The sequence below is a fragment of the Micromonospora sp. NPDC051300 genome (assembly GCF_044455315.1).
Taxonomy (GTDB): domain Bacteria; phylum Actinomycetota; class Actinomycetes; order Mycobacteriales; family Micromonosporaceae; genus Micromonospora; species Micromonospora robiginosa.
Window position 1 is genome coordinate 297,523 of sequence record NZ_JBITEP010000003.1, and the last position, 21,328, is coordinate 318,850.

At 73.5% G+C, this 21,328-nt stretch carries 23 protein-coding genes; 13 read left to right on the plus strand and 10 right to left on the minus strand.

Features of this window, described 5'->3' with window-relative positions; all coding sequences use genetic code 11:
- Positions 1–59 precede the first annotated feature (59 nt).
- The gene (locus ACIA5A_RS06410; RefSeq protein ID WP_396757030.1) at positions 60–1,292 is read left to right on the plus strand and encodes an aromatic acid exporter family protein; all 1,233 of its coding nucleotides are present in this window, start codon (positions 60–62) and stop codon (positions 1,290–1,292) included.
- 1 nt (position 1,293) lies between these two features.
- On the opposite strand, the gene ACIA5A_RS06415 is transcribed toward ACIA5A_RS06410, so the two are convergent.
- Positions 1,294–1,608: an STAS domain-containing protein gene (locus ACIA5A_RS06415; protein WP_396757031.1), complete on the minus strand. Its 315-nt coding sequence runs from the start codon at positions 1,606–1,608 to the stop codon at positions 1,294–1,296.
- Between the two features lie 95 nt (positions 1,609–1,703).
- Between ACIA5A_RS06415 and map the strand changes: the two genes are divergently transcribed.
- Both map and ACIA5A_RS06425 read left to right on the plus strand, forming a co-directional pair.
- Positions 1,704–2,561 (plus strand): type I methionyl aminopeptidase, encoded by an 858-nt coding sequence (gene map / locus ACIA5A_RS06420; RefSeq protein ID WP_396757033.1) that lies wholly within the window; start codon positions 1,704–1,706, stop codon positions 2,559–2,561.
- Positions 2,558–3,274 (plus strand): VIT1/CCC1 transporter family protein, encoded by a 717-nt coding sequence (locus ACIA5A_RS06425; protein WP_396757035.1) that lies wholly within the window; start codon positions 2,558–2,560, stop codon positions 3,272–3,274. The genes map and ACIA5A_RS06425 overlap by 4 nt, the downstream gene beginning before the upstream one ends.
- A 6-nt stretch (positions 3,275–3,280) precedes the next feature.
- On the opposite strand, the gene ACIA5A_RS06430 is transcribed toward ACIA5A_RS06425, so the two are convergent.
- Entirely contained in the window at positions 3,281–4,006 is a 726-nt protein-coding gene (locus tag ACIA5A_RS06430) for a nucleotidyltransferase domain-containing protein (RefSeq protein ID WP_396757037.1), read from the minus strand.
- A 138-nt stretch (positions 4,007–4,144) separates the two neighbouring features.
- Between ACIA5A_RS06430 and ACIA5A_RS06435 the strand changes: the two genes are divergently transcribed.
- The gene (locus ACIA5A_RS06435; protein ID WP_396757039.1) at positions 4,145–4,450 is read left to right on the plus strand and encodes a type II toxin-antitoxin system Phd/YefM family antitoxin; all 306 of its coding nucleotides are present in this window, start codon (positions 4,145–4,147) and stop codon (positions 4,448–4,450) included.
- A gap of 8 nt (positions 4,451–4,458) precedes the next feature.
- On the opposite strand, the gene ACIA5A_RS06440 is transcribed toward ACIA5A_RS06435, so the two are convergent.
- Together ACIA5A_RS06440 and ACIA5A_RS06445 are read right to left on the minus strand one after the other, a co-directional pair.
- The gene (locus ACIA5A_RS06440; RefSeq protein ID WP_396757041.1) at positions 4,459–4,986 is read right to left on the minus strand and encodes a GNAT family N-acetyltransferase; all 528 of its coding nucleotides are present in this window, start codon (positions 4,984–4,986) and stop codon (positions 4,459–4,461) included.
- Positions 4,987–5,028: 42 nt separating this feature from the next.
- Positions 5,029–6,240 carry a multiprotein-bridging factor 1 family protein gene (locus ACIA5A_RS06445; protein WP_396757043.1) on the minus strand — a complete coding sequence of 404 codons (1,212 nt, stop codon included), beginning with the start codon at positions 6,238–6,240 and terminating at the stop codon, positions 5,029–5,031.
- Between the two features lie 208 nt (positions 6,241–6,448).
- Here ACIA5A_RS06445 and ACIA5A_RS06450 point away from each other — a divergent pair, with 208 nt between their 5' ends.
- On the plus strand, positions 6,449–6,703 hold the full coding sequence (locus ACIA5A_RS06450; RefSeq protein ID WP_396757045.1) for a hypothetical protein: 255 nt from the start codon (positions 6,449–6,451) through the stop codon (positions 6,701–6,703).
- 2 nt (positions 6,704–6,705) lie between these two features.
- On the opposite strand, the gene ACIA5A_RS06455 is transcribed toward ACIA5A_RS06450, so the two are convergent.
- From ACIA5A_RS06455 to ACIA5A_RS06480, 6 genes are all read right to left on the minus strand, one after another.
- Entirely contained in the window at positions 6,706–7,173 is a 468-nt protein-coding gene (locus ACIA5A_RS06455; RefSeq protein WP_396757047.1) for a nitroreductase family deazaflavin-dependent oxidoreductase, read from the minus strand.
- Positions 7,174–7,200: 27 nt separating this feature from the next.
- Positions 7,201–9,879, minus strand: coding sequence for an FtsX-like permease family protein (locus ACIA5A_RS06460; protein WP_396757049.1), 2,679 nt, complete (start codon positions 9,877–9,879; stop codon positions 7,201–7,203).
- Positions 9,876–10,598: an ABC transporter ATP-binding protein gene (locus ACIA5A_RS06465; RefSeq protein ID WP_396757051.1), complete on the minus strand. Its 723-nt coding sequence runs from the start codon at positions 10,596–10,598 to the stop codon at positions 9,876–9,878. Before ACIA5A_RS06465 ends, ACIA5A_RS06460 begins: the two co-directional genes overlap by 4 nt.
- Positions 10,599–10,620: 22 nt before the next feature.
- Positions 10,621–11,202: a PadR family transcriptional regulator gene (locus ACIA5A_RS06470; RefSeq protein WP_396757053.1), complete on the minus strand. Its 582-nt coding sequence runs from the start codon at positions 11,200–11,202 to the stop codon at positions 10,621–10,623.
- A 69-nt stretch (positions 11,203–11,271) separates the two neighbouring features.
- Positions 11,272–11,730 (minus strand): ferritin-like domain-containing protein, encoded by a 459-nt coding sequence (locus tag ACIA5A_RS06475; RefSeq protein ID WP_396757096.1) that lies wholly within the window; start codon positions 11,728–11,730, stop codon positions 11,272–11,274.
- A gap of 92 nt (positions 11,731–11,822) precedes the next feature.
- Complete coding sequence (locus ACIA5A_RS06480) at positions 11,823–12,275, minus strand: hypothetical protein (protein ID WP_396757098.1); 453 nt, start codon at positions 12,273–12,275, stop codon at positions 11,823–11,825.
- Between the two features lie 264 nt (positions 12,276–12,539).
- Between ACIA5A_RS06480 and rimP the strand changes: the two genes are divergently transcribed.
- From rimP to ACIA5A_RS06520, 8 genes are all read left to right on the plus strand, one after another.
- Positions 12,540–13,196 (plus strand): ribosome maturation factor RimP, encoded by a 657-nt coding sequence (rimP, locus tag ACIA5A_RS06485; RefSeq protein WP_396757055.1) that lies wholly within the window; start codon positions 12,540–12,542, stop codon positions 13,194–13,196.
- Positions 13,193–14,236 carry a transcription termination factor NusA gene (gene nusA / locus ACIA5A_RS06490; RefSeq protein WP_396757057.1) on the plus strand — a complete coding sequence of 348 codons (1,044 nt, stop codon included), beginning with the start codon at positions 13,193–13,195 and terminating at the stop codon, positions 14,234–14,236. Before rimP ends, nusA begins: the two co-directional genes overlap by 4 nt.
- 15 nt (positions 14,237–14,251) lie before the next feature.
- Positions 14,252–14,587 (plus strand): YlxR family protein, encoded by a 336-nt coding sequence (locus ACIA5A_RS06495; RefSeq protein WP_396757059.1) that lies wholly within the window; start codon positions 14,252–14,254, stop codon positions 14,585–14,587.
- A 93-nt stretch (positions 14,588–14,680) separates the two neighbouring features.
- Positions 14,681–17,680, plus strand: a complete 3,000-nt coding sequence (infB, locus tag ACIA5A_RS06500; RefSeq protein WP_396757061.1) for a translation initiation factor IF-2 — start codon at positions 14,681–14,683, stop codon at positions 17,678–17,680.
- Positions 17,681–17,759: 79 nt separating this feature from the next.
- Positions 17,760–18,803, plus strand: coding sequence for a TRM11 family SAM-dependent methyltransferase (locus ACIA5A_RS06505; RefSeq protein WP_396757063.1), 1,044 nt, complete (start codon positions 17,760–17,762; stop codon positions 18,801–18,803).
- Positions 18,804–18,844: 41 nt separating this feature from the next.
- Positions 18,845–19,138, plus strand: coding sequence for a DUF503 domain-containing protein (locus ACIA5A_RS06510; RefSeq protein ID WP_089157120.1), 294 nt, complete (start codon positions 18,845–18,847; stop codon positions 19,136–19,138).
- A 143-nt stretch (positions 19,139–19,281) separates the two neighbouring features.
- Positions 19,282–19,773 (plus strand): 30S ribosome-binding factor RbfA, encoded by a 492-nt coding sequence (rbfA, locus tag ACIA5A_RS06515; RefSeq protein WP_396757065.1) that lies wholly within the window; start codon positions 19,282–19,284, stop codon positions 19,771–19,773.
- Between the two features lie 11 nt (positions 19,774–19,784).
- Entirely contained in the window at positions 19,785–20,843 is a 1,059-nt protein-coding gene (locus tag ACIA5A_RS06520; protein WP_396757100.1) for a bifunctional oligoribonuclease/PAP phosphatase NrnA, read from the plus strand.
- Positions 20,844–21,328 lie beyond the last annotated feature (485 nt).

The following is a 21,328-nucleotide window of genomic DNA, read 5'->3' on the forward strand; positions in this document are numbered from 1 at the left end:
TTTCACCGGGATGAGAGGACGGCAGGCCGTAGCGTGTCGGTGGTGAGACGAGGATCGGGGTGAGCGCGAATCGGCGTCGCACCCACGATCCGGTCGGCGCGGCCTGGGCGACGGTCCGGCGTACCGGCTCCGCCACCGCCCACGACCGGCTGGTCCGACTCAGGCTGAGCCTGCTCGTGGCCGTCCAGTCGGGGGTGGCCGCGGCCGGCGCGTGGTGGATCGCCAACGACCTCCTGGACAATCCGCAGCCTCTGTTCGCGCCCGCCGTGGCGGTCGGCACCATCGCCAGCTCGGTGGGGCAGCGCTTCCGCCGGACGCTGTTCCTGGTCGCCGGCGTGGCGGTCGGGATCACCCTGGGTGATCTGCTCGTCTCCTGGGTCGGGCAGGGGCACGTGCAGATCGGCGTCATCGTGGCCGTGTCGATCCTGTTCGCCGTGCTGCTGAGTGGCGAGGGCTCGTTCGTGACCCAGGTGGGCGGCAGCGCCATGGTGATCGCCGTGCTCTCGCCGGCCAACACGAGCCTCGCGCTGCCGCGCTTCGTCGACGGCCTCGTCGGCGGCGTGGTGGGCATCCTGGTCGCCCTGGTGGTGCTGCCCCTGCACCCGATCCACCGCATCCGGCGGGCCGGCCGGCCGCTGCTCGAGCACATCGCCGGCCAACTGGAACGGCTGGCCGGTGCCGCCCGTGAGCGCGACGCCGAGGCGGCCAAACAGGCTCTCGACACGCTGCGCGGCGTCGACACCTCGGACCTCCAGACGGCGCTGTCGGCAGCCGTCGAGGTGGTGCGCATCTCGCCGCTGCGATGGCACAACCACAACTCGCTGGAGGGCTGGCGGCACGGCGCCGGGCTGATGATGCGGTCCCTGCTGCAGAGCCGCGACCTCGCCCTCAACCTGGAGACCGCGCTCCGCCGCGACGAGCCGGTCCCCGCACCGCTCGCGGCGGCCGTCGACGACCTCGCCGAGGCCGTCCGGCACGTCGGCGTGGAATGGTCGCCGTCGTCCGACCGGCCGTCCCGCTCGCAACGCGCGGCGTTGACCGCGATCCGCCGGGCCCAGGAGGCGCTCAGCGCCGGCCTGCGCATCGGCGGCGTCAACGTGGCCAACGACGTCAGCATCATCGCCGTGAACACCATCCGGGCGAGCGGCGTGAGCAAACAGGACGCCGAGGACCTGCGGCGGAACCTCGCCCCCGACGCCACCAGGGACGCCGGTGAACCGGAGCCGGAGCCGCGTCAGCCGCCGGCGGCGCCGGGGCCGCCGCTCGCACACGGCGCGGGGGAGCAGCCCTGAGTCAGGCGTCGGCCAGCCAGTCCTGCTCGCCCAGGCCGGAGATCTCCAGGACCCGCCGGACCTGCCGGGACGGCAGCACGGTGAGCGCGGCCGGAAACTTCTGGGCGAGCCGGACCACGGCGTGGATGGCGGCCGAGTCGAAGAAGGTGACCGCCCGCAGGTCGAGGGTGAGCTGCTTGGCCGGCTCGCGCAGCGCGGTCTGGAACATGGTGTCGGCGGTCGCCATGTCGACCTCGCCGGTGACCTGGACGTGCAACCGGACGCCGTCACCCTCCGCACTCACGGAGAAGACGGGCGGTGCGCCCCCTTGATCCACGCAGCAACAATGGCACAGCGTTTGCGCCGCGGCAACAACCTGCTCGGCGGGGCCGTGGCGGGGGTCACGACGGGGGCCGGCGATAGGCTGAGGGCATGACCGTCCGTGCGCCGCTGACCCCCGGCACGCTCTCCCCATGGCGAGCGGTTCCCGCCCACATCCCGCGCCCGGAGTACGTGGGCAAGAAGCGCCCGCAGGAGTGGCGCGGCTCGCACGTGCAGACGCCGGAGACCATCGAGAAGATGCGGGTGGCCGGCCGGCTCGCGGCCCGGGCCACCCAGCTCGCCGGCGAGCACTGCAAGCCCGGGGTGACCACCGACGAGATCGACCGGGTGGTGCACGAGTTCCTCTGCGACCACAGCGCCTATCCGTCGACGCTCGGCTACCGGGGCTTCCCCAAGTCGTGCTGCACCAGCCTCAACGAGGTGATCTGCCACGGCATCCCCGACTCGACGGTGCTGCACGACGGCGACATCATCAACGTCGACGTGACCGCGTACCTCGACGGGGTGCACGGGGACACCGACGCCACCTTCTGCGTGGGCGAGGTGAGCGAGGAGGCCCGGCTGCTTGTCGAGCGGACCCACAACGCGATGATGCGCGGCATCAAGGCGATCGCGCCGGGCCGCCAGATCAACGTCATCGGGCGGGTGATCGAGTCGTACGCCAAGCGGTTCGGCTACGGCGTGGTCCGCGACTTCACCGGGCACGGCATCGGCGAGGCGTTCCACAGCGGTCTCTACGTGCCGCACTACGACAGCCCACGTCCCACCGACGTGATGGAGCCCGGCATGACGTTCACCGTCGAGCCGATGATCACCATCGGCACCTACCAGTACGACATGTGGGACGACGGCTGGACCGTGGTCACCAAGGACCGGAAGTGGACGGCGCAGTTCGAGCACACCATCGTCGTGACCGACGACGGCTACGAGATCCTGACGCTGCCGTGACCGAGACCCCGGCGAGGCTGCGCGAGGCGCACCACGCGGACGTGTCCGGCGGCTGGCTGCGGCCGGCGGTGTTCGGCGCGATGGACGGTCTGGTCACCAACATCGCGCTGATCGCCGGTGTCGGCGGCGGCGGGGTGTCCCCGCGCAGCGTGGTGCTGACCGGCACGGCCGGCCTGGTGGCCGGCGCGATCTCGATGGGCCTGGGCGAATACACCAGCGTCCGGTCCGCCAACGAGCAGGTGGCCGCCGAGGTGGCCAAGGAGCGGCGCGAGCTGGAACGGCACCCGGAGGCGGAGGCCCGCGAGCTGGCCGACGCGTGGGTCGCCCGCGGCCTGCCCCGTGATCTGGCCACCCAGGTCGCCGAGGCGGTCCGGCGCAACCCGGAGGAGGCGCTGCGCGTCCACGTCCGGGAGGAGCTGGGCGTCGACCCGGACGACCAGCCCAGCCCGTGGGCGGCGGCGATCTCGTCGTTCGTCTGCTTCTCGGTCGGCGCGTTGGTGCCGCTGCTGCCGTACCTGCTCGGCTTCACCAGCCTCTGGCTGGCGCTGGGCGTCGGCGGGGTGGGGCTCTTCCTCGCCGGTGCGATCGTGGCCCGGTTCACCTACCGGTCCTGGTGGACCAGCGGCCTGCGGCAGTTGCTGCTCGGCGCGCTGGCCGCCGGCGCGACCTATCTGATCGGCGCGCTGATCGGTGTCGGCGGCGGCCTGGGCTGACCGGCCTCAGCCGTCGAGCAGGTCGTCCACCGTGCCGTCGACCGGCCGGCCCCGGGCGGCCAGCTCCTCGGCCTGGCGGCCCAGCGTCGTGCCCACCTCGGTCATGTCCGCCCCGGCCAGCCCGGTGCGCCGCACCGCGTCGCCGGGGTCGCGGAAGTAGGTGCGGCTGAACAACCCCTGCACGGTGGCCGCCGCCAGCCGGGCCTCGCCGAGCATCAGCAGCGCCTGGTCGGTCTCGTACCACTCGGCCAGCCGCAGCGCGCGGGCGTGCGCGGCGCTGCCCCGGTACCACGCCTGCCGGGCGGCCGCGGTGAACTCGGTCGGCCGGGCCCGGGCCAGCCGGGCCAGGTGCTCGTCGCGGAGCCGTCGCAGCCAGCCGGTCGGGTCGTGCAGGGCGCAGGTGGTGACGTAGCGGTCGGCGGCAAGCGGCCAGCCCGCCGTGATGGTGGTGGCCCGCCGCAGGTGGTCGTCCGCCCCGGTCACGGTCAGGTCGACAAGCACCCCGTCCACCCGGCGGGTGGCCGGTGGCGGCCCGGCGCCGGGCCGGTAGGTGGCGACCAGCAGCCCCACCTCGTCGTCCCCGCCGCCGTCGTCGTCGCCGTGCGCCAGCGGGCCGTGCACCGCGACCGCGAGCACGTCGGCCGGGAACCGGCGGAGCACGGCGTCGCCGACCCGCTCGGCCACCCGCCAGCGCCTGTCGTCCAGCCGGTCGATCTCCCGCCCGACGACCACGTCCACCTCCGCCTTTGGCGAGCACCCGGGCTCGGCGTGCTCTGCCGGCAACCCTAGCCAGCTTGAACGTTCCGACCCCGGCCCGAGCGATGTCGGTTTGTGCGCGCCCGGACGCGGACGACCCGGCAGAATGAAGGAATGAGCTGGTCTCCTGCCGAGCTTTCAATCGCCGAGGTACGAAGCGGCCTTTCGCGGCTCGTCAATCGGGTTCACGTCACGGGTGAGATCACCTATGTGAGGGACCGTGGGCAGCGGTTGGCCGCCATAGTCCCGGCTGATGTCGCCGAGGCATTCGAGCGCGCCGAGGATGCGCTCGACGTCGCGGCCGGTCGGGAAGCTCTCGCCCGTATCGCGGCCGGGGAGGTCCCGTTGCCGTTGATCGACGAGACCTGGGTGACGTCGTCCACCGCTCCCGGAGCTGACAGCGCCAGCGCGACCGCCTGACACACCGGCTAGTCGGAGGCTTGGAGGCCGAGGATCAACAGGTCCATCGGTGGACCCCACGGAAGCCGGGAGCGCCCGGCCTCCCGCCAGCCATTGCGGCGGTAGATGTCGCGGGCCTGCGTGCGTGGGTCGGATGCCAGGGTCGCCCAGGACTCGGGCCGGCCGGTGAGCAGGCGTCGCATCAGTTCAGCCCCGATGCCTCGGGCTCGGTGTCGGGGGTGCACGATCCATTCCATAACTGCAAATTTATCGCTGTTTTGGACGCTTTCCGGCGGATGGCCCTCGGCCCGCGACCACCAGGTGCCGGCGGCCATGGTCCACCCGTATGCCGCTCCCACCAATTGGTCGTCCTCGCTGGCGATGACGAGACGGAATCCCGGTCGTGCGGCCTCGTCGGGCAGTCCCGCGCGGAATCGGGCCACCTGTGCCGGTCCTTCGAGGTAGGGCGGCTCCGCATAGACGAGCGCGTAGAGATCAGTGAGAGCGCCGAGGATGGACGTCAGGCGGTTGGCTTGTCGAGTGGCGAAGGCAACCATGCAGCGGATGCTATGACCGTTCGTGCCGGCACGAACGGTTGGCTATCGGATTCGATCCACGAGATCCCGGTAGGCCGGACTATGCCGTTCCCTCTCAGGCACGGCAGCAGCAGCCTGCCGTGCGACCGCGTATACGAGTTCGTTCCGTTGCTCCTGCGGCAGGCGATCCACCATGTCGACGGCAACGCGCAGCCCGTCAGGGACATCGCCGTCCCTGATCAGCGCCGTCGCCCGATGCAACTGCACCTGCGTACGTAAGCGTGCCTGCGAGGCGGGGTACAGCTCCAGCGCGCGATCCTGCGCGGCAAGGGCGGCCTGCCTGTCGCCGGAGTGTGTGTATACCCAGGACTCGGTGTGTCGGAGGCGGTGTTCCGGCCAGCCCCACAGCGACTCCACGTCTTCGGCGACCTGGGCAGGAAGTCGCTCGACGTGCTCGGCAAGGCGCCGCACGGTGGCGACGGCCTCGCCGTGGCGGCCGGCGAGCGAGAGCGCCTGCGCTCGCCCGGCCAAGAGGCCGCAGCTCGCGGCAGACGAAGCCTGAGCAAGGGGAAGTACCGTTTCCGAGAGTGCCAAGACGGCAGTCGGGGTACGACCGTCGTAACAACCATTGACGACGTCCCACGCACGAGTGAGCACGCGGATGTCGGGATCACCCGACTCGTCTGCGGCGCGCTGAGCACTGATCCACCATCGCCGTGCCAACAGGGCATGACCGGATGCGACGAGACTGAGCGCGACGGTCACTGACAGCTGCCCGGCCGCGCGGAGCAAGACGGGCCGTTTCCGATCGTCGGCGGCGGTCAGTTGATGCTGCAAAACCGTCAGATCCCGACTGAGCTGCGCCATGAGGCGGTCCTGCGACTGCTGGTAATAGGCGCGGCCATAGTCGGAGACGATCTCGCTCCATTCGTCGACGTCGACGCCCATCGCGGCATTGAGGCCGTGCCGCAATACCTCCCACCCGAACAGCCGATCAGCCGTGGGTAGAGCGACGAGTGAGCCCGCTGCCTGGAGAACCACTCTTCTACGCATGTCGGTCTCGTTGGCCTGCCTGTTCTCGAACGCCTTGGTCAGTGCGCCGCCGACCGCCAGGGCGCGGTCGTATGCGGCCACGATGTCAGCGTTGGCCCGGCGACTACCACGTTCGATCTGGCCGAGATAGCCGAAGTCGTACCTGACGCACTCGGCGAGCTTTCGCAGTGACCAGCCTGCGGCTGTCCGGTGCTGTCTGAGTATGTCTCCGAAGTCGTTCACGTCGCCCCTCGGGCCGTGGGCTGGCATGTGGGCCCACTGCTCACGGCTGCCCCCTGCGCAGCGTACTCGGAATGCTACCCATGTCGGTCGATCAACGACGCCGACATAGGCCCTGCTTCCGTACCGCGATCACGCTGCGGTGGCAGGCGCGTGGGGGCGGGTCGTCGGCCCGCCCCCAACCCGTGCTGTCGCCGATAGGAGAAGAGCGATGACCGAGCGCTGGGTGGTCCACCTACCGATGGTTGTCAACGACCTCGTCTCGGCTCAGCGCCTGGCCCGCGTCGTGGCTCATTGGAGTTCGGTTCTACCGCAGGTAGAACCCGGCGGGACCACTGTCTCGCCCGAGGACGAGCAGAACGTACGACATTGGGCCTTCTGTGACCGCCGCCTGTCCGAGGGGCGACGCTGCGTGCTCCGACCCGAGCACGAGGGCGACTGCTCGTCGTGCCTCCGGCGGCGATGATCTCAACTCTCCGGGACGAGACGGAAGACCTTGATCTCGCGGCCGCCGGCCCGCTCGACGTACGTGCGGTAGGCCGGCCACTCCTGCACCAGCCGGTCGAACAGCCGCTCCCGGTCGGCGCCGACGACCTGCTCGGCGCGGACCGGGATCCGGCGCCCCCGGACGTCCACCTCGGCGGCCGGCTCGGCAAGCAGGTTGAACGTCCACGACGGTTGGTGCTGCTGCCCCCAGTTGGAGCCGATCACCACGTAGGCGTCGCCGTCGGGGACGTAGAGCAGAGGATTGCTGCGGGGCTTGCCGGAACGACGACCGGTGGAGGTGAGCACCAGCGTGGGCACCAGCCCGAACGCGACCACCCGCCCCTTCGTCAGCCGGCCGACCAGCCGGTCGGCGGGGACGAGCAGGCGCATGGTGGTGGCGAACCACTGCTGGTGACCGAGGCGGCGGGTGAGGGATCCCAGAGCGGACACCCGCCCAGTGTGCCGCTCGCGGGCCGCTCAGTCGAGGCGGCGTTCGACAGGCAGGCGGGACCGGGTGAGCGTGGCCGCGCCGGCCATCGCCACCAGCGGCACCACCACCAGCACGGCCATGGTGACCCCGGGCACGACCACCGGGTAGGGCGGCTGCACCGGCCACGAGTCCGCGTACCGCTGGTTGAGCGAGGCCAGGATGACGACCGCCGAGCCGAGCCCGGCCAGGGTGCCGAGTGCCGAGCCGAGCACCGCGATCACGCCGGCCTGGCAGAGCGACAGCATCCGGCGTACCCGGGGATCGGCGCCGACCGCCGCGAGCACGGACATGTCCCGACGGCCCTCGGCGGCGGCCAGGCCGGTGGCGACCGCGGCCGCGCCGAGCGTGATGACCCCGGACGCGACGGAGAGCAGGAGCAGCACCGAGCGCTGGTCCGACGGCGGGCGCGCGGTCGACATGTCCACCGAGACGCGCACCAGGTCGGAGAGTTCGTCGGCCAGCCGCTCGCGCTGGCTGTCGGTCGGCGCGGCGGTGGTGTCCACCAGATAGCCCATCGGGGTGCCGACCAGGCCGAGCCGGCTCGCGGCGGCGGGGGAGAGCACCAGCCGGTCCACCGGAAGGCCGCCGCGCAACACGTACCCGGGCAGCAGCCGTCCCGGGCCCACCTCGCCCGACCCGCGCTCCACCTCCACCCGCACCTGCCCGTCCACCAGCTTGCGGGGGTCGGTGACCACCACGCCGCCCGCGGCGAGCATCCGCCGGGCGGCGCTCACCTCGTCGGCCGGGGCGTCGGTGAGCGCGACCAGCGCGTCGCCGTCGTCCACCAGCACGGGCAGCGAGATGTCGTTCGGTTCGCGGAACGTCTCGACGCAGCGGCGGTCGTCGCGGGCGGCGGCGGGCGCGGTCTCCACCGGCTGGTACCGGCAGCGCTCCTCGGGCGGGCGCACCGCCTGCGCGGAGCAGTACTCCTCGGGCCCGCTCGGTCGCGCGCAGTCCGGCGTGGCGACTCCCGACACGGTGGCGCCCGGCAGCACCGCGCGGATCCGGTCGGCGATCGCGCCGGCGGTCGGCGGCGGCGTGGCCTCACGGTTGACGAGCTGGACCAGCAGGTGCCCCGGCGGCAGGCCCGGCTGCCACATGCTCTCGGACCGGGCGTCGTCGCTTGCCACGTAGACGCCGAGCGCCACGCTGCCGGCCACCGCCGCCATCACCGCCGAGATGGCCGGCGCGGCCGACGACCGGTTGCGGCTGGCGTCCCGCAACGCCAGCCGGGGGGTCAGCGGCAGCAGCCGGCCGGCGCGGGCGAGCGCCCCGACGAGCGTCGGCGTGCAGAACACCAGCCCCAGCTCGCCCAGCACGACACCGGCAAGCACTCCGGTCGGCGAGGTCCGGCTGGCGGCGAACGCGGCCAGCGCCGTGCCGGCGACGGTGAACAACGCGCCGAGCAGCAACCAGCGGCGTCGTGGCCGGGGCGCGTCGCGCCGGCCGGCCAGCCCGGCCACCACGTCCTGCCGGGCCGCGGCCCAGGCCGGCGCGAGCGCCGCCAGCACCCCGGCCAGGACCGCGACCGCGGCGATCGCGGCCAGCGCGGCGGGAAAGACGCGGTACGCGCCGAAGCGTTGCTGGATCAGGTACTGCTCGACGAGCGGGCGGCCGGCGAACGCGGCGCCGACGCCCAGCAGCAGCCCCAGGGCGGCCCCGCCCGCCCCGAGCACCACCCCGTCGGCGAGCACCACCCGGCGCAGGTGGACCGCGTCCCCGCCGGCCACCGCCACCAGCGCGAGGTCCCGCCGCCGGCGGCGTACGCCGACCGCGAAGGCCGGGCCGACAAGCAGCACCACCTCCAGCAGGCCCAGCCCGCCGACAAGCACGGACACGCTGGTCTCCTCGGCGTCCGGCATCGACATGCCGTCGGTGTACACGTCCCGGCCCGGCAGCGGGCGCCGGGCGGCCACCTGGACGCCCTGCCCGTTGAGCCGGTCGGCCAGCGCCCCGTCCATCCCGCCGGGGACATGGACGAGCCAGCTCGCCTCGGTCGGCGGTCCCTCCGGGGCCACCCCGGCAAGCGTCACCGTCGGGCCCAGGTTGTCCGGGAACTCGATCACCCCGACCACCCGGTGGGTGGCGCCGTCGGTGGTGCGTACCGGCTCGCCCAGCCGGGTGTGCAGCAGGCGCAGCGCGGCCCGGCTGACCGCGATCTCGTCCGGGCGGACCGGCGCCCGCCCCTGGAGGATCCGGGCCAGCGGCCGGGCGAGCGGGTCGGTCAGGTCGACGGCGCGCGCCTCCAGCGCCTCGATGTGCCGCCCGATCCGGGTCTCGAACGGCATCCACCACCTGACCCGGGTGACCTGGCTGCCGGCGGGCAGCAGCGCCCGCAGCTCGTCTGCGGTGACCGGCCGGGTCCGGACCTTCGGCTCGCCACTGGCCGGCCAGGACGAGTCACCCCAGGCGTCCTGCGTCACCGGCCCCAGGTTCGTCCAGCGCAGCTCCGCGTCGGCCGCGCCGAGCCGACGCTCCTGGCGCTCCGCCCGGGTCAGGTCGGACATGTCGTAGCTCACCGCGGCGAAGCTCAGGCCGAGCACCGGCAACGCGATCATCACCAGCACCAGCAGCGTCCGCCGCCGGGACCGGCGGGCCTCCCGGCGGGCGATCCGCAACGCGGTACGCCACGAGCCGCGCGCCGCGGCCAGCCGGCCGGAGGTCACCGGCCGCTGCCGCTGAGCAGGTGCTCGATGCCGATCAGCGGGGCGGTCGAGTCGACGAGCACGCCGTCGCGCAGGAAGACCACCCGGTCCGCCCAGCCGGCGTGCCGGGCCTCGTGGGTGACCAGCACCCCGGCCGCCCCGTCGTCCACCCGGCGGCGCAGCAGGCGCAGCACCGCCTCGCCGGCCTGCGAGTCCAGCGCGCCGGTCGGCTCGTCGGCGAGCACCAGCCGGCGTTCGCCGACCAGCGCCCGGGCGATCGCCACCCGCTGCTGCTGGCCGCCGGACATCTGGTCGGGGAACCGGTCGGCCAGGCCGGCGACCTCCACCTCGCGCAGCGCGGCCAGGGCCAGCCGGCGGGCCGCCCGCACCCCGGTGCCGTCCAGCTCCAGCGGGAGCGCCACGTTCTCCACCGCGGTCAGGCTGCCGAGCAGGTTGAGGTCCTGGAAGACGTACCCGACCCGGCGGCGGCGCAGCCGGGCCAGCTCGCGGGCCGGCAGCCCGCCGAGCGGCTCGCCCTCGACCAGCACCTCGCCGCCGGTGGGCCGGTCCAGGCCGCCGGCCAGCGCCAGCAGCGTCGACTTGCCGGAGCCGGACGGGCCCATCACCGCCACCAGCTCGCCCGCCGTCACGGTGAGGCTCACGCCGCGCAGCGCGTGCACGGCGGCCTCGCCGGCGCCGTGCGTCCGGTGCACGTCGCGAAGTTCCAGCACTGCGCTCATCGTCGCCGACCTCCGTGTCGTGTCACCGGCGGGCCTCGTCACCGGCCCGGTCCACCGCCTCGGGGTGGGTGGCGGGCCGGCTCGGCGCCGGGCGGTGGCGGACCAGGCTGGTCTCGCAGTGGTCGAGCCAGCGCACCTCGGCCTCGGCCTGGAAGATCATCGCGTCCAGCACCAGCCGCCAGGGCAGATCCTCCGGCTTGTCGCTGGCGTACTTCAAGCGCGTGAACTCCTGCAACGCGCGCATGGTGGCGCTGCGCTGGGTCTGCACCACCGACCGGACGTCCACGCCGGGCGTGGTCAACGCCAGCGCCAGCTTGATCGACAGCTCGTCGCGGGGCCGGTCGGCGCGGCTGATCGGGGTGGCGAACCAGAGCGCCAGGTCCGCCCGCCCGGCGTCGGTGATCTCGTACGGTCGCTGCCCGCTCTCGTTCTCCGGCAGCGGGCGGACCAGTCCGTCACGTTCCAGCCGGGCCAGCGTGGTGTACACCTGCCCGATGTTGAGCGGCCAGGTCGACCCGGTCGACTCCTCGAACGCGGCGCGCAGCTGGTAGCCGTACATCTGGCCGCGTTCGAGCAGGGCGAGCAGGCCGTGGCGGATGGACATGGCCTGGAGTATGCATACCTGGTATGCGGGCCGCAACCGCGGGCCTGCCCACGGTGACCGGCGCCGCGCTCAGGTCGGCCGGCCGGGGAACGGCACGGTGACCGGCGTCACCCCGGCCGTGCGCCGCCACCGGGTCGCCCGCACCGCGCAGTCGGTGAGCGCGGCGAGCGCGGTGTTCCGGTCGACGCCGCCGGTGTGCGGCAACGCGGCCCGCCAGTGACCGGCGGTGCGCTCCTCGATCTCGACCGCCAGCCGCAGCGCGCTCGCCCGGTCGGTCACCGGGTAGGGCAGCGCGTAGCCGGCCCGGTCGGCGGGCACCTGGCCGGAGCCCTCGGCGAGCTGGAGCACGAGCGCGTCCCGGCGGGACCGGTGCGCCGCCTCGGCGGCCCGGGCGGCCGAGCGCGCCGCGTCGGTCAGGTGCACGCCGATCACCCCGTACGCCCAGACCGCCGCGTACTCGGCGGCGAGCGCGCCGGACAGGGCCGAGGTCGGGTCACCGGTCGGGCTCGTGCTGAGCCGGCCTGGCATGCGCTCGTGGCCCTCGCTTCGCTCGGTGCGCTCGCTCATGCTGAGCCGGTCGGGCATGCGCTCGCGGCCCTCGCTGCGCTCGGTGCGCTCGCTCATGCCAGGGCCTCGACGTGGGTGGCCCGGGCGGCGGCGATCGAGCCGAGCAGCGCGGCCCGCTCGGGCGGCGCGCCCGCGCAGGCCTTGGCGGCGTTCGTCCGGCCCTGCTGCTCGGCCTTGCGCAACCCGGCGATCGCGGCGTCGGGATCGGTGGCGGGCGGGCCCGACGGGCTGGCCGACGGCGTACCGGACGGCGCCGGCCGGCCGATCACCCGGCGCAACTCGTCGGCGTGCGCCCGGTGCGCGTCGGCGATCGGGGTGAGCCGACCGGCCAGGGCCGGCGTGGCGGCGGCCGCGGCCCGGTGTTGCGCCTCCAAGGCCAGCGCCTCGGCCACCAACGGCTCCAGCGCGTCGGGCGGCGACGGCTCGTCGTGACGGTCGAGAAGATCACAACCAGTCAGCGGCACGGCCGCGCCGCCGAGCGCCACGAGCGCCCCGGCGCGCAGCAGGCGACGCCGGGAGTGCCTCGTTCTGCCCTGGTCGGATGGTGTTCTGCCGGTCCCCACCGGACAAGTCAACACCATCCCCGCCACCCCGTGGGGCAGGGTCGCCGGTGCGCCGCCGGGTCCGCCGCGCGGCCCAGGCGTTACGCTCTGCGCAGCCGCCGGGCGCGAACGCCCCGGTGGCGTGCCGGCATGGCGGGTCGACCGCCGACGCCGGCCCAGGACAGCACGGCTCCCACGGACCGTGGCAACAGCAGAGAGGTGCACGCGATGACGCAGCGTGGCCGTGCCACCCGACCGTCGGGGCCCGCCGGGCGGCCCCGCCGGTCCGACGGCCCCCGCGCCGCGGACCGCGGTGGCGCACCCCGAGGCGATCTCGCCGCCCGCCGGACGCGCCTGCGCGAGGTGATCGAGCCGGTGGTCACCGCCGCCGGCTACGACCTGGAGGACCTCTCCGTCTCCCGCGCCGGTCGCCGGCACGTGGTGCGGGTGATCGTGGACGCCGACGGCGGGATCAACCTGGACGCGGTGGCCGACGTCTCCCGGGCGGTCTCCGGGGCGCTGGACGCCGCCGAGGAGGCCGGTGGCGACATCGTCGCCGGGGAATACCAACTCGAGGTCAGCTCGCCCGGCGTGGACCGTCCGCTCACCCTGCCCCGGCACTGGCGGCGTAACGTCGGCCGGCTGGTCAAGGTCACCGTGCGCGGCGACGCCGGAGACCGGCAGCTCACCGGCCGGATCACGGCCGCCGACGACGAGCGCGTGACGCTGGAGACCGACGCCGGCCCGGCCGCGCACCCCCATTCCGAACTCGGGCCCGGCCGGGTCCAGGTGGAGTTCAACCGCCTGGACGACCTGGACGACTCCGACCTCGGTGACGACACCGACATCGACGACGACGAAGATCTGGAGGACGAGGAGAGGTGAACATCGACCTCGCGGCGCTGCGCGCCCTGGAGCGCGAGCGGGAGATCCCGTTCGACACGATCCTCGCGGCGATCGAGACCGCGCTGCTGACCGCCTACCGGCACACCGACGGCGCCGAGCCGCACGCCCGGGTGGAGATCGACCGCAAGAGCGGTGCCGCCTCCGTCTACGCCCAGGAGCTGGACGACGACGGCTCGGTGACCCGGGAGTGGGACGACACCCCGCACGACTTCGGCCGGATCGCCGCCATGACCGCCAAGCAGGTGATCCTCCAGCGGCTGCGGGAGGCCACCGACGAGGTGCACTTCGGCGAGTACGTCGGCCGCGACGGCGACCTGGTCACCGGCGTGGTGCAGGCCCACGAGACCCGCCGGGAGAAGGGCATCGTCAGCGTCGACCTGGGCAAGCTGGAGGGCGTGCTGCCGCAGTCCGAGCAGGTCCCCGGCGAGCGCTACGAGCACGGCGAGCGGATCCGCTGCGTGGTCGTGCACGTCGCCAAGGGAATGCGCGGCCCGCAGATCACGCTGTCCCGGTCGCACCCCGCGCTGGTGAAGAAGCTCTTCGCGCTGGAGGTGCCGGAGATCGCGGACGGCACGGTGGAGATCGGCGCCATCGCGCGTGAGGCAGGTCACCGCACGAAGATCGCCGTACGCTCCACCGCCTCCGGCGTCAACGCCAAGGGCGCCTGTATCGGCCCGATGGGGCAGCGGGTGCGCGCGGTGATGAGCGAGCTGCACGGCGAGAAGATCGACATCATCGACTGGTCGGACGACCCGGCCACCTTCGTCGGCAACGCGCTCTCGCCGGCCAAGGCGCTGCGGGTCGAGGTGGTCGACCTGGCCAGCCGTGCCGCCCGGGTCACCGTCCCGGACTTCCAGCTCTCGCTGGCGATCGGCCGGGAAGGGCAGAACGCCCGCCTCGCGGCCCGGTTGACCGGTTGGCGCATCGACATCCGCTCCGACGCCGAGCAGCCCGGCGCCGCCGGGCGGGGCGGAGCCGATCACGTCCCGGAGCCGGGCGGCGCGATCTCGAGCAGCTAGGGGTAGACTTCTTCAGTGGCACGACGCGCGCTGCCGGAGCGCACCTGTGTGGGCTGCCGGAAACGAGCGCCGGCCAGCGAGTTGTTGCGGGTCGTCGCGATCGGTGACGAGGCTGGTCAGACCAGTCTCCGGCCCGATCCGGCCCGCAGACTGCCGGGTCGGGGAGCGAACATGCACCCCAATCCGGCCTGCTTCGCGCAGGCGGTGCGGCGCCGAGCCTTCGGGCGGGCGCTGCGCGTCGCCGGGGTCCCCGACCACGGCGCACTTGCCGAGCACGTCGACGCGCAACCCCCGACGACCGGTCAACCCGACCGGTCGAGGGTCGCTAGCAAGGTAGGACGACCGACATGAGCACACGATGAAGTCGCAGAAATGACCAGGCTTCAAGTGCACGAGTGAGGTCGCTGCGGGTGCTGCCCGCACGACCTCGGAGTGAGGAGTGCAGTGGCAGGAAAGGCCCGCGTACACGAGCTTGCCAAGGAGCTCGGGGTCGAAAGCAAGACCGTTCTCGCCAAGCTCAAGGAGATGGGCGAGTTCGTGAAGTCCGCCTCCAGCACCGTCGAGGCGCCTGTCGCCCGACGGTTGCGGAACGCGTTCGTGGCGTCCGCCGGTTCGCCGGCGCCCGCCGCACCGCCGGCAGCCGCCCCCAGCGGCCCGGCACCGACCCCGACGCCCACCCCGACCCCGGGTGCCCCCCGGGTCTCGGCCCGACCGATGCCGCCCCGGCGTCCGGCCGCGCCGACCCCTGGACCGAAGCCCAAGGGCCCGGTCCCCGGCCCGCCGCAGCCGGCGACCCCGGTCGCCAAGCCGGCGAGCGCGCACGACATCGAAGTGGCGGCCGCCGAAGCGCGTGCCGCCGCGCTGAAGGCTGAGCAGGAGGCCGCGGTCAAGGCCGCCCAGGCCGCCCGCCAGCAGCAGCGTGAGGCCCCGCGCCGGGAGCCTCCGGCCGAGGGCGGTCCCCGCCCCGGCCCGCGTCCCGGCCCGAACGCCATGCCGGCGCGTCCGGGCTCCCCGGCCGCCCGTCCCGGTGGCCCGGGTCAGGGTCCGGGTGCCCGTCCCGGCGGTCGTCCGCCGGCGCGCGGCGCCGGTAACAACCCGTTCGGCATCCAGGGTGGCCAGCAGCAGCGGCCCCCGGCGGCCGGCGGGGGCGGTCCCCGTCCCAGCCCGGCCGGCATGCCGCCGCGGCCCAGCCCGGCGTCCATGCCGCCGCGGCCCAGCCCGGCGTCGATGCCGAGCCAGCGTCCGACCACGGGCCGCCCCGGCGGTCCCGGCGGCGGTCGTGGCGGTCCCGGTGGCGGCGCGGGTCGCCCCGGTGGCGGCGGCGGTGGTTACCGCGGCGGTCCCGGTGGCGGCGGCGGTGGCGGTGGCTACCGCGGTGGCCCCGGTGGCGGCGGCGGTGGCGGTGGCTTCCGTGGCGGTCCCGGTGGCGGCGGCGGTGGCGGCGCTCCCGGCGGCGGTTTCCGTCCGGGTGGCGGCGGTGGCCGTCCCGGTGGCGGCGGTCGCGGTCGTGGCGGCGGCGCCGCGGGTGCCTTCGGGCGTCCGGGTGGCCGGCCGACCCGTGGTCGCAAGTCCAAGAAGCAGCGCAGACAGGAGTTCGACAACCTGTCGGCCCCGACCATGTCCTCGGGTGCTCCCCGCGGTCAAGGTCAGGTCGTCCGGCTGTCCCGTGGCGCCTCGCTGTCGGACTTCGCCGACAAGATCAACGCCAACCCGGGTTCGCTGGTCCAGGAGATGTTCAACCTGGGCGAGATGGTGACGGCGACCCAGTCGTGCTCCGACGAGACCCTGCTGCTGCTGGGTGAGCACCTCGGCTTCGACGTGCAGATCGTCAGCCCGGAGGACGAGGACCGCGAGCTGCTCGCGCAGTTCAACATCGACCTCGACGCCGAGGTCGCGGCGGACCGCCTGGTCAGCCGTGCGCCGGTGGTGACCGTCATGGGTCACGTCGACCACGGTAAGACCAAGCTGCTCGACGCGATCCGCAAGGCGAACGTCGTGGCCGGCGAGGCGGGTGGCATCACCCAGCACATCGGCGCCTACCAGGTCCACGTCCCGCACGAGGGCGAGGACCGCGCGGTGACCTTCATCGACACCCCGGGTCACGAGGCGTTCACCGCCATGCGTGCCCGTGGTGCCCAGGTGACGGACATCGTGATCCTGGTGGTGGCGGCCGACGACGGCGTGATGCCGCAGACCATCGAGGCGCTCAACCACGCCAAGGCGGCGGACGTGCCGATCGTGGTCGCGGTCAACAAGGTCGACAAGCCGGACGCGAACCCGGACAAGGTTCGCCAGCAGCTGACCGAGTACGGCCTGGTCGCCGAGGAGTACGGCGGCGACACCATGTTCGTCAACGTGGCCGCGAAGCCGGGCATCGGCATCGACGAGCTGCTGGAGGCGGTCCTGCTGACCGCCGACGCGTCGCTGGAGCTGACCGCTCCGATCGACGGGCCGGCTCAGGGTGTGGCCATCGAGGCGCACCTGGACAAGGGCCGTGGCGCGGTGGCGACCGTGCTGGTGCAGAAGGGCACGCTGCGGGCGGGTGACTCCATCGTCGCCGGTGGGGCGCACGGCCGCGTCCGGGCCATGCTGGACGAGAACGGCAAGCCGGTGGACTACGCCGGGCCGGCGCGTCCGGTCATGGTGCTGGGTCTGACCACGGTGCCGGGTGCGGGTGACACCTTCCTGGCCGCCGAGGACGACCGCACCGTGCGGCAGATCGCCGAGCAGCGGCAGGCACGGCGGCGGGCGGCGTCGTTCGCCAACTCCCGTGGCCGGGCCACTCTCGAGACGCTCATGGAGCAGCTCAAGGAGGGCGAGAAGACCTCGCTCAACCTGGTGCTCAAGGGCGACGGCTCCGGTTCCGTGGAGGCGCTCGAGGACGCGCTGTTCAACCTCGACATCCCCGAGGAGGTCCAGCTCCGGATCATCCACCGGGGCGTGGGCGCGATCACCGAGAGCGACGTCATGCTCGCGAGCGCCTCGAACGAGGCGGTCACGATCATCGGCTTCAACGTGCGGGCCGCCAACAAGGTCCGCGAGATCGCCGACCGCGAGGGCGTGGAGATCCGGTACTACACGGTCATCTACCAGGCCATCGAGGAGATCGACGCCGCGCTCAAGGGTCTGCTCAAGCCGGAGTACGAGGAGGTCGAGCTGGGCACCGCGGAGATCCGCGACGTCTTCCGCTCGTCCAAGATCGGCAACATCTCCGGCTGTATCGTCCGGTCCGGCCTCATCCGCCGCAACGCCAAGGCGCGGCTGCTGCGGGACGGCGCGGTCGTGGCGGACAACCTCACGATCAGCTCCCTGAAGCGGTTCAAGGACGACGCGACCGAGGTCCGCGAAGGCTTCGAGTGTGGTCTGACGCTGGGCGGTTACAACAACGTCCAGGTCGGCGACATCATCGAGACCTTCGAGATGCGGGAGAAGCCGCGCGCCTGAGCGGTGTGCACGACTGTCGACGGCCGGGGCCTTCGGGTCCCGGCCGTCGCCGTTTCCGCAGGCTGCGACAATCTGCGGCGTGATCGGGTACGCACTGCTCCTCGCCCCCTCCGCCAACCGCGTCTACGCCGACGCGGCCGCCCGGCTGGCCCGCGCCGAACTGACCGTGTTCGCCGGCTCGGGCGTGCTCGACGTGCCGCCGGCCGACGCCGGGGTCACCCGGATCGGCGGGGTGGACTACCTGACCTTCACCGCCCCGGAACCCGGCCTCGGCGCCCGGGACCTGGCCCACCTGGCGAACCTGTCGGCGGCGTACGCGCTCTTCGAGCGGGTCGGCGACGACCTGCTCCGGCCGGTGCCGTTGCACCCGCTGGCGCACTACGACTCGGACCTGATCACCATCCCCAAGTACGCCGGCAAGACCAACGAGCAGTTCACCCGGCTGCTGCTGAACGTCACGCTGCTCGCCTCGGCCGCCGCGCCCCGGATGCTGGACGGACGGCTCGTGGTGCTGGACCCGCTCTGCGGTCGGGGCACCACGCTCAACCAGGCGCTCATGTACGGCCACGACGGCATCGGCGTCGAACGCGACAGCCAGGACGTGGAGGCGTACGCGGCGTTCCTGCGGACCTGGCTGCGGCGCAAGCGGCTCAAGCACACCGCGGAGACCACCTCGGTGCGCCGGGACCGCAAACTGGTCGCTCGCCGCTTCGAGGCGGTGCTCTCGCCGTCGAAGGACGCGCACCGGGCCGGCGCCACCCAGCGGGTCGTCGTGCTGAACACCGACACCACCCGGGCCCGCGAGGTGCTCCGCCCCCGCTGCGCCGACGTGATCGTCACCGACGCGCCGTACGGCGTGGCGCACGGCAGCCGCACCGGTCAGGGGCTGTCCCGCAGCCCGCTGGAACTGCTCACCGCCGCCGTACCGGTGTGGTGTGAGCTGCTGCGCCCCGGCGGCGCGTTGGGGATGTCCTGGAACACCCACGTGGCGCCGCGCGCGGAGGCGGAGGCGGTGCTCACCGACGCCGGCCTGCGCGTGCTCGACGGGCCGGGCTGGCGGGACCTCGCCCACCGCGTCGACCAGGCCATCGAGCGGGACGTGCTGGTCGCCGTCGCGCCGTAATCGGATGCCGTGGGTGGCGTCCGCGCGTACCGTTGCTCGCCGTGTATACCGGAACCGCGTTGTTCGACCTGTTGCTCCCGGGCGACTCCCGCTCCCTGAAGGCCAAGCGGTCCTACGTCCGGCCGATCGTCGCCGCGCTGCGCAAGTTCGAGGTCTCGGCCGCCGAGGTCGGCGCGCTCGACCTGCACGGCCGGGCCGAGATCGGGGTGGCCGTGGTGGCCGCCGAGCCGGCCCACGTCCGTGAGGTGCTCGACTCCTGCGAGCGGATGGTGGCCGCCCGCCCGGAGACCGAGCTGCTGTCGGTGCGCCGCCGCCTGCACGGCGCGGACGACTGACCCGTCGGCGCGTCGCGCGGCAGCCCGGCCGGGCCGCGCGACGCCCGGCGGGGCGCGGGTAATGTTCTCGGACGTTGGGCGGTCGGGCCCGGGGCGTGCGGCGCGCCGGGGCCGTCGGAACAGTGATCGTGGAGGTGGGGGACATGTCGGATCCGGCCAAGGTACGCCGGCACGCGGAGCGCGTCCGTGAACTCGTCGCGTCGGTGGTGCGGAGCCAGATCAAGGACCCCCGGCTCGGCATGATCACGATCACCGACGCCCGGATCACCGCCGACCTGCGTGACGCCACCGTCTTCTACACGGTGCTCGGCGACGCGGCGGCCCAGGCGAGCACCGCCGCCGCGCTGGAGAGCGCCAAGGGCATGCTGCGCAGCACGGTCGGCAAGGCGCTCGGGCTGCGGCACTCGCCGACGCTGACGTTCGTCCTCGACGACGTGCAGAACCAGGTCAAGCACATCGACGACCTGCTCACCGCGGCCCGCTCCGCCGACGCCGAGGTGCAGCGGCTGGCCGCCTCGGCCGCGTACGCGGGCGACGCCCAGCCGTACCGCGTGGACGAGGACGAGGACGGGGACGCGCCGGCCGGGGACGAGTCGTCGACGGACGACGAGCCGCGCGGCGGCGACCGTCGGTGACCGAAGCGGCCGTGGACGGCGCGCCGCCCGCCGGGCGTGACGGCGCGTCGGTGGGCGGTCCCACCGACGCCGACTGGGCGGCCGCCGTCGAGGCGGTCCGCGCGCTCCGCGCCGACGCGCGGGTGCTGCTCGTCTGCCACGTCAACCCGGACGGGGACGCGCTGGGCAGCATGCTCGGCTTCGCGCTGGGCCTGCGCCGGCTCGGCGTACGCCATCTCCAGGCGACCTTCCCCGGCCCGGCCGGCGCACCCGAGCCGTTCCGCTGGCTGCCCGGCGTCGAACTGCTGGTCCCGCAGGACGACGCGTACCCGGCGCCGGACCTGATGATCTGCTTCGACGCGGCGAGCGAGTCCCGGCTGGGTGACCTGGTCGACCGACTGGCCACGGCGGGCACGTCGCTGGTGCTCGACCACCACGCCTCGAACACCGGGTTCGGCGGCGTCAACCTGGTCGACCCGCACGCCGCGGCCACGTCCGTGGTGGCGCTGGGGCTGCTGGACCGGCTCGGGGTGACGCTCGACGCGCCGATGGCGACCGGCCTCTACGTGGCGCTGACCACCGACACCGGCTCGTTCCGCTTCGAGGCGACCACCCCCGCCGTGCACGAGATGGCCGCACGCCTGCTGGCCACCGGCATCCGACCCGGCGACATCTCCCGGCGGGTCTTCGACACCCGCCCGTTCGGCGCCGTCCGGCTCTTCGGCGAGGTGCTCGGCCGGGCCACGCTCGAACCGGAGGCCGCCGCCGGGCACGGCCTGGTCTGGACGTACGCGACCCACGACGACCTGGCCCGTCACGACCAACCGGCGTACGTGCTGGAGGCGCTTATCGACTCCGTCCGCTGCACCGAGGAGGCGGACGTGAGCTGCGTCGTCAAGCAGTCCGGCGAGGCCGAGTGGGCGGTCTCCCTGCGCAGCAAGGGCGCGGTGGACGTGAGCCGGGTGGCGGTGGGGCTCGGCGGTGGCGGGCACCGGTTCGCGGCCGGTTTCACCGGACGTGGCCCGATCGACGAGGTGGTGGCGGACATCCGCACCGCCCTACCCCCCGCCGTCCTACCCCCCACCCCCTGACCCGCCTCCCCGCCCTGCCCTCGCCCTCGCCCCTCCGCCTCGTTGATCTTGCAGTTTCGGCCCCCCGTATGTCGGCTTTGTGCGCCTTTACCCGGGCCGCAACTGCAAGATCAACGTATGTGCACGAGGGGCTCGTGAGGGTCGGAGAGCGCCCCGTTCCCGTGGCGCTCGGGTGGAGTGCTGTGGGTGTCTGCGGGGGCATGAGGCACCCGTGGTGTTCCAGTCCCGCATGTGTGCGCTGGTGGAAGGGGCGCGGTGGGTGTCGGCCCGAGCCTGAGGCACCCATGGCGTTCCGGTGACGCCTCGGTGGGCTGGTCGGTGGAGCACCATGGGTGTCTGCGCGGGTCTGAGACACCCGTGGTGTTCCGGTGACGCTTCGGTGGGTTAGTGGGTGGAACGCGGTGGGTGTCTGGGAGGGCGTGAGAGACCCATGGTGTTCCGGTCGCGCCTCGGTGCGCTGGTGGGTGGAACGTCATGGGTGTCTC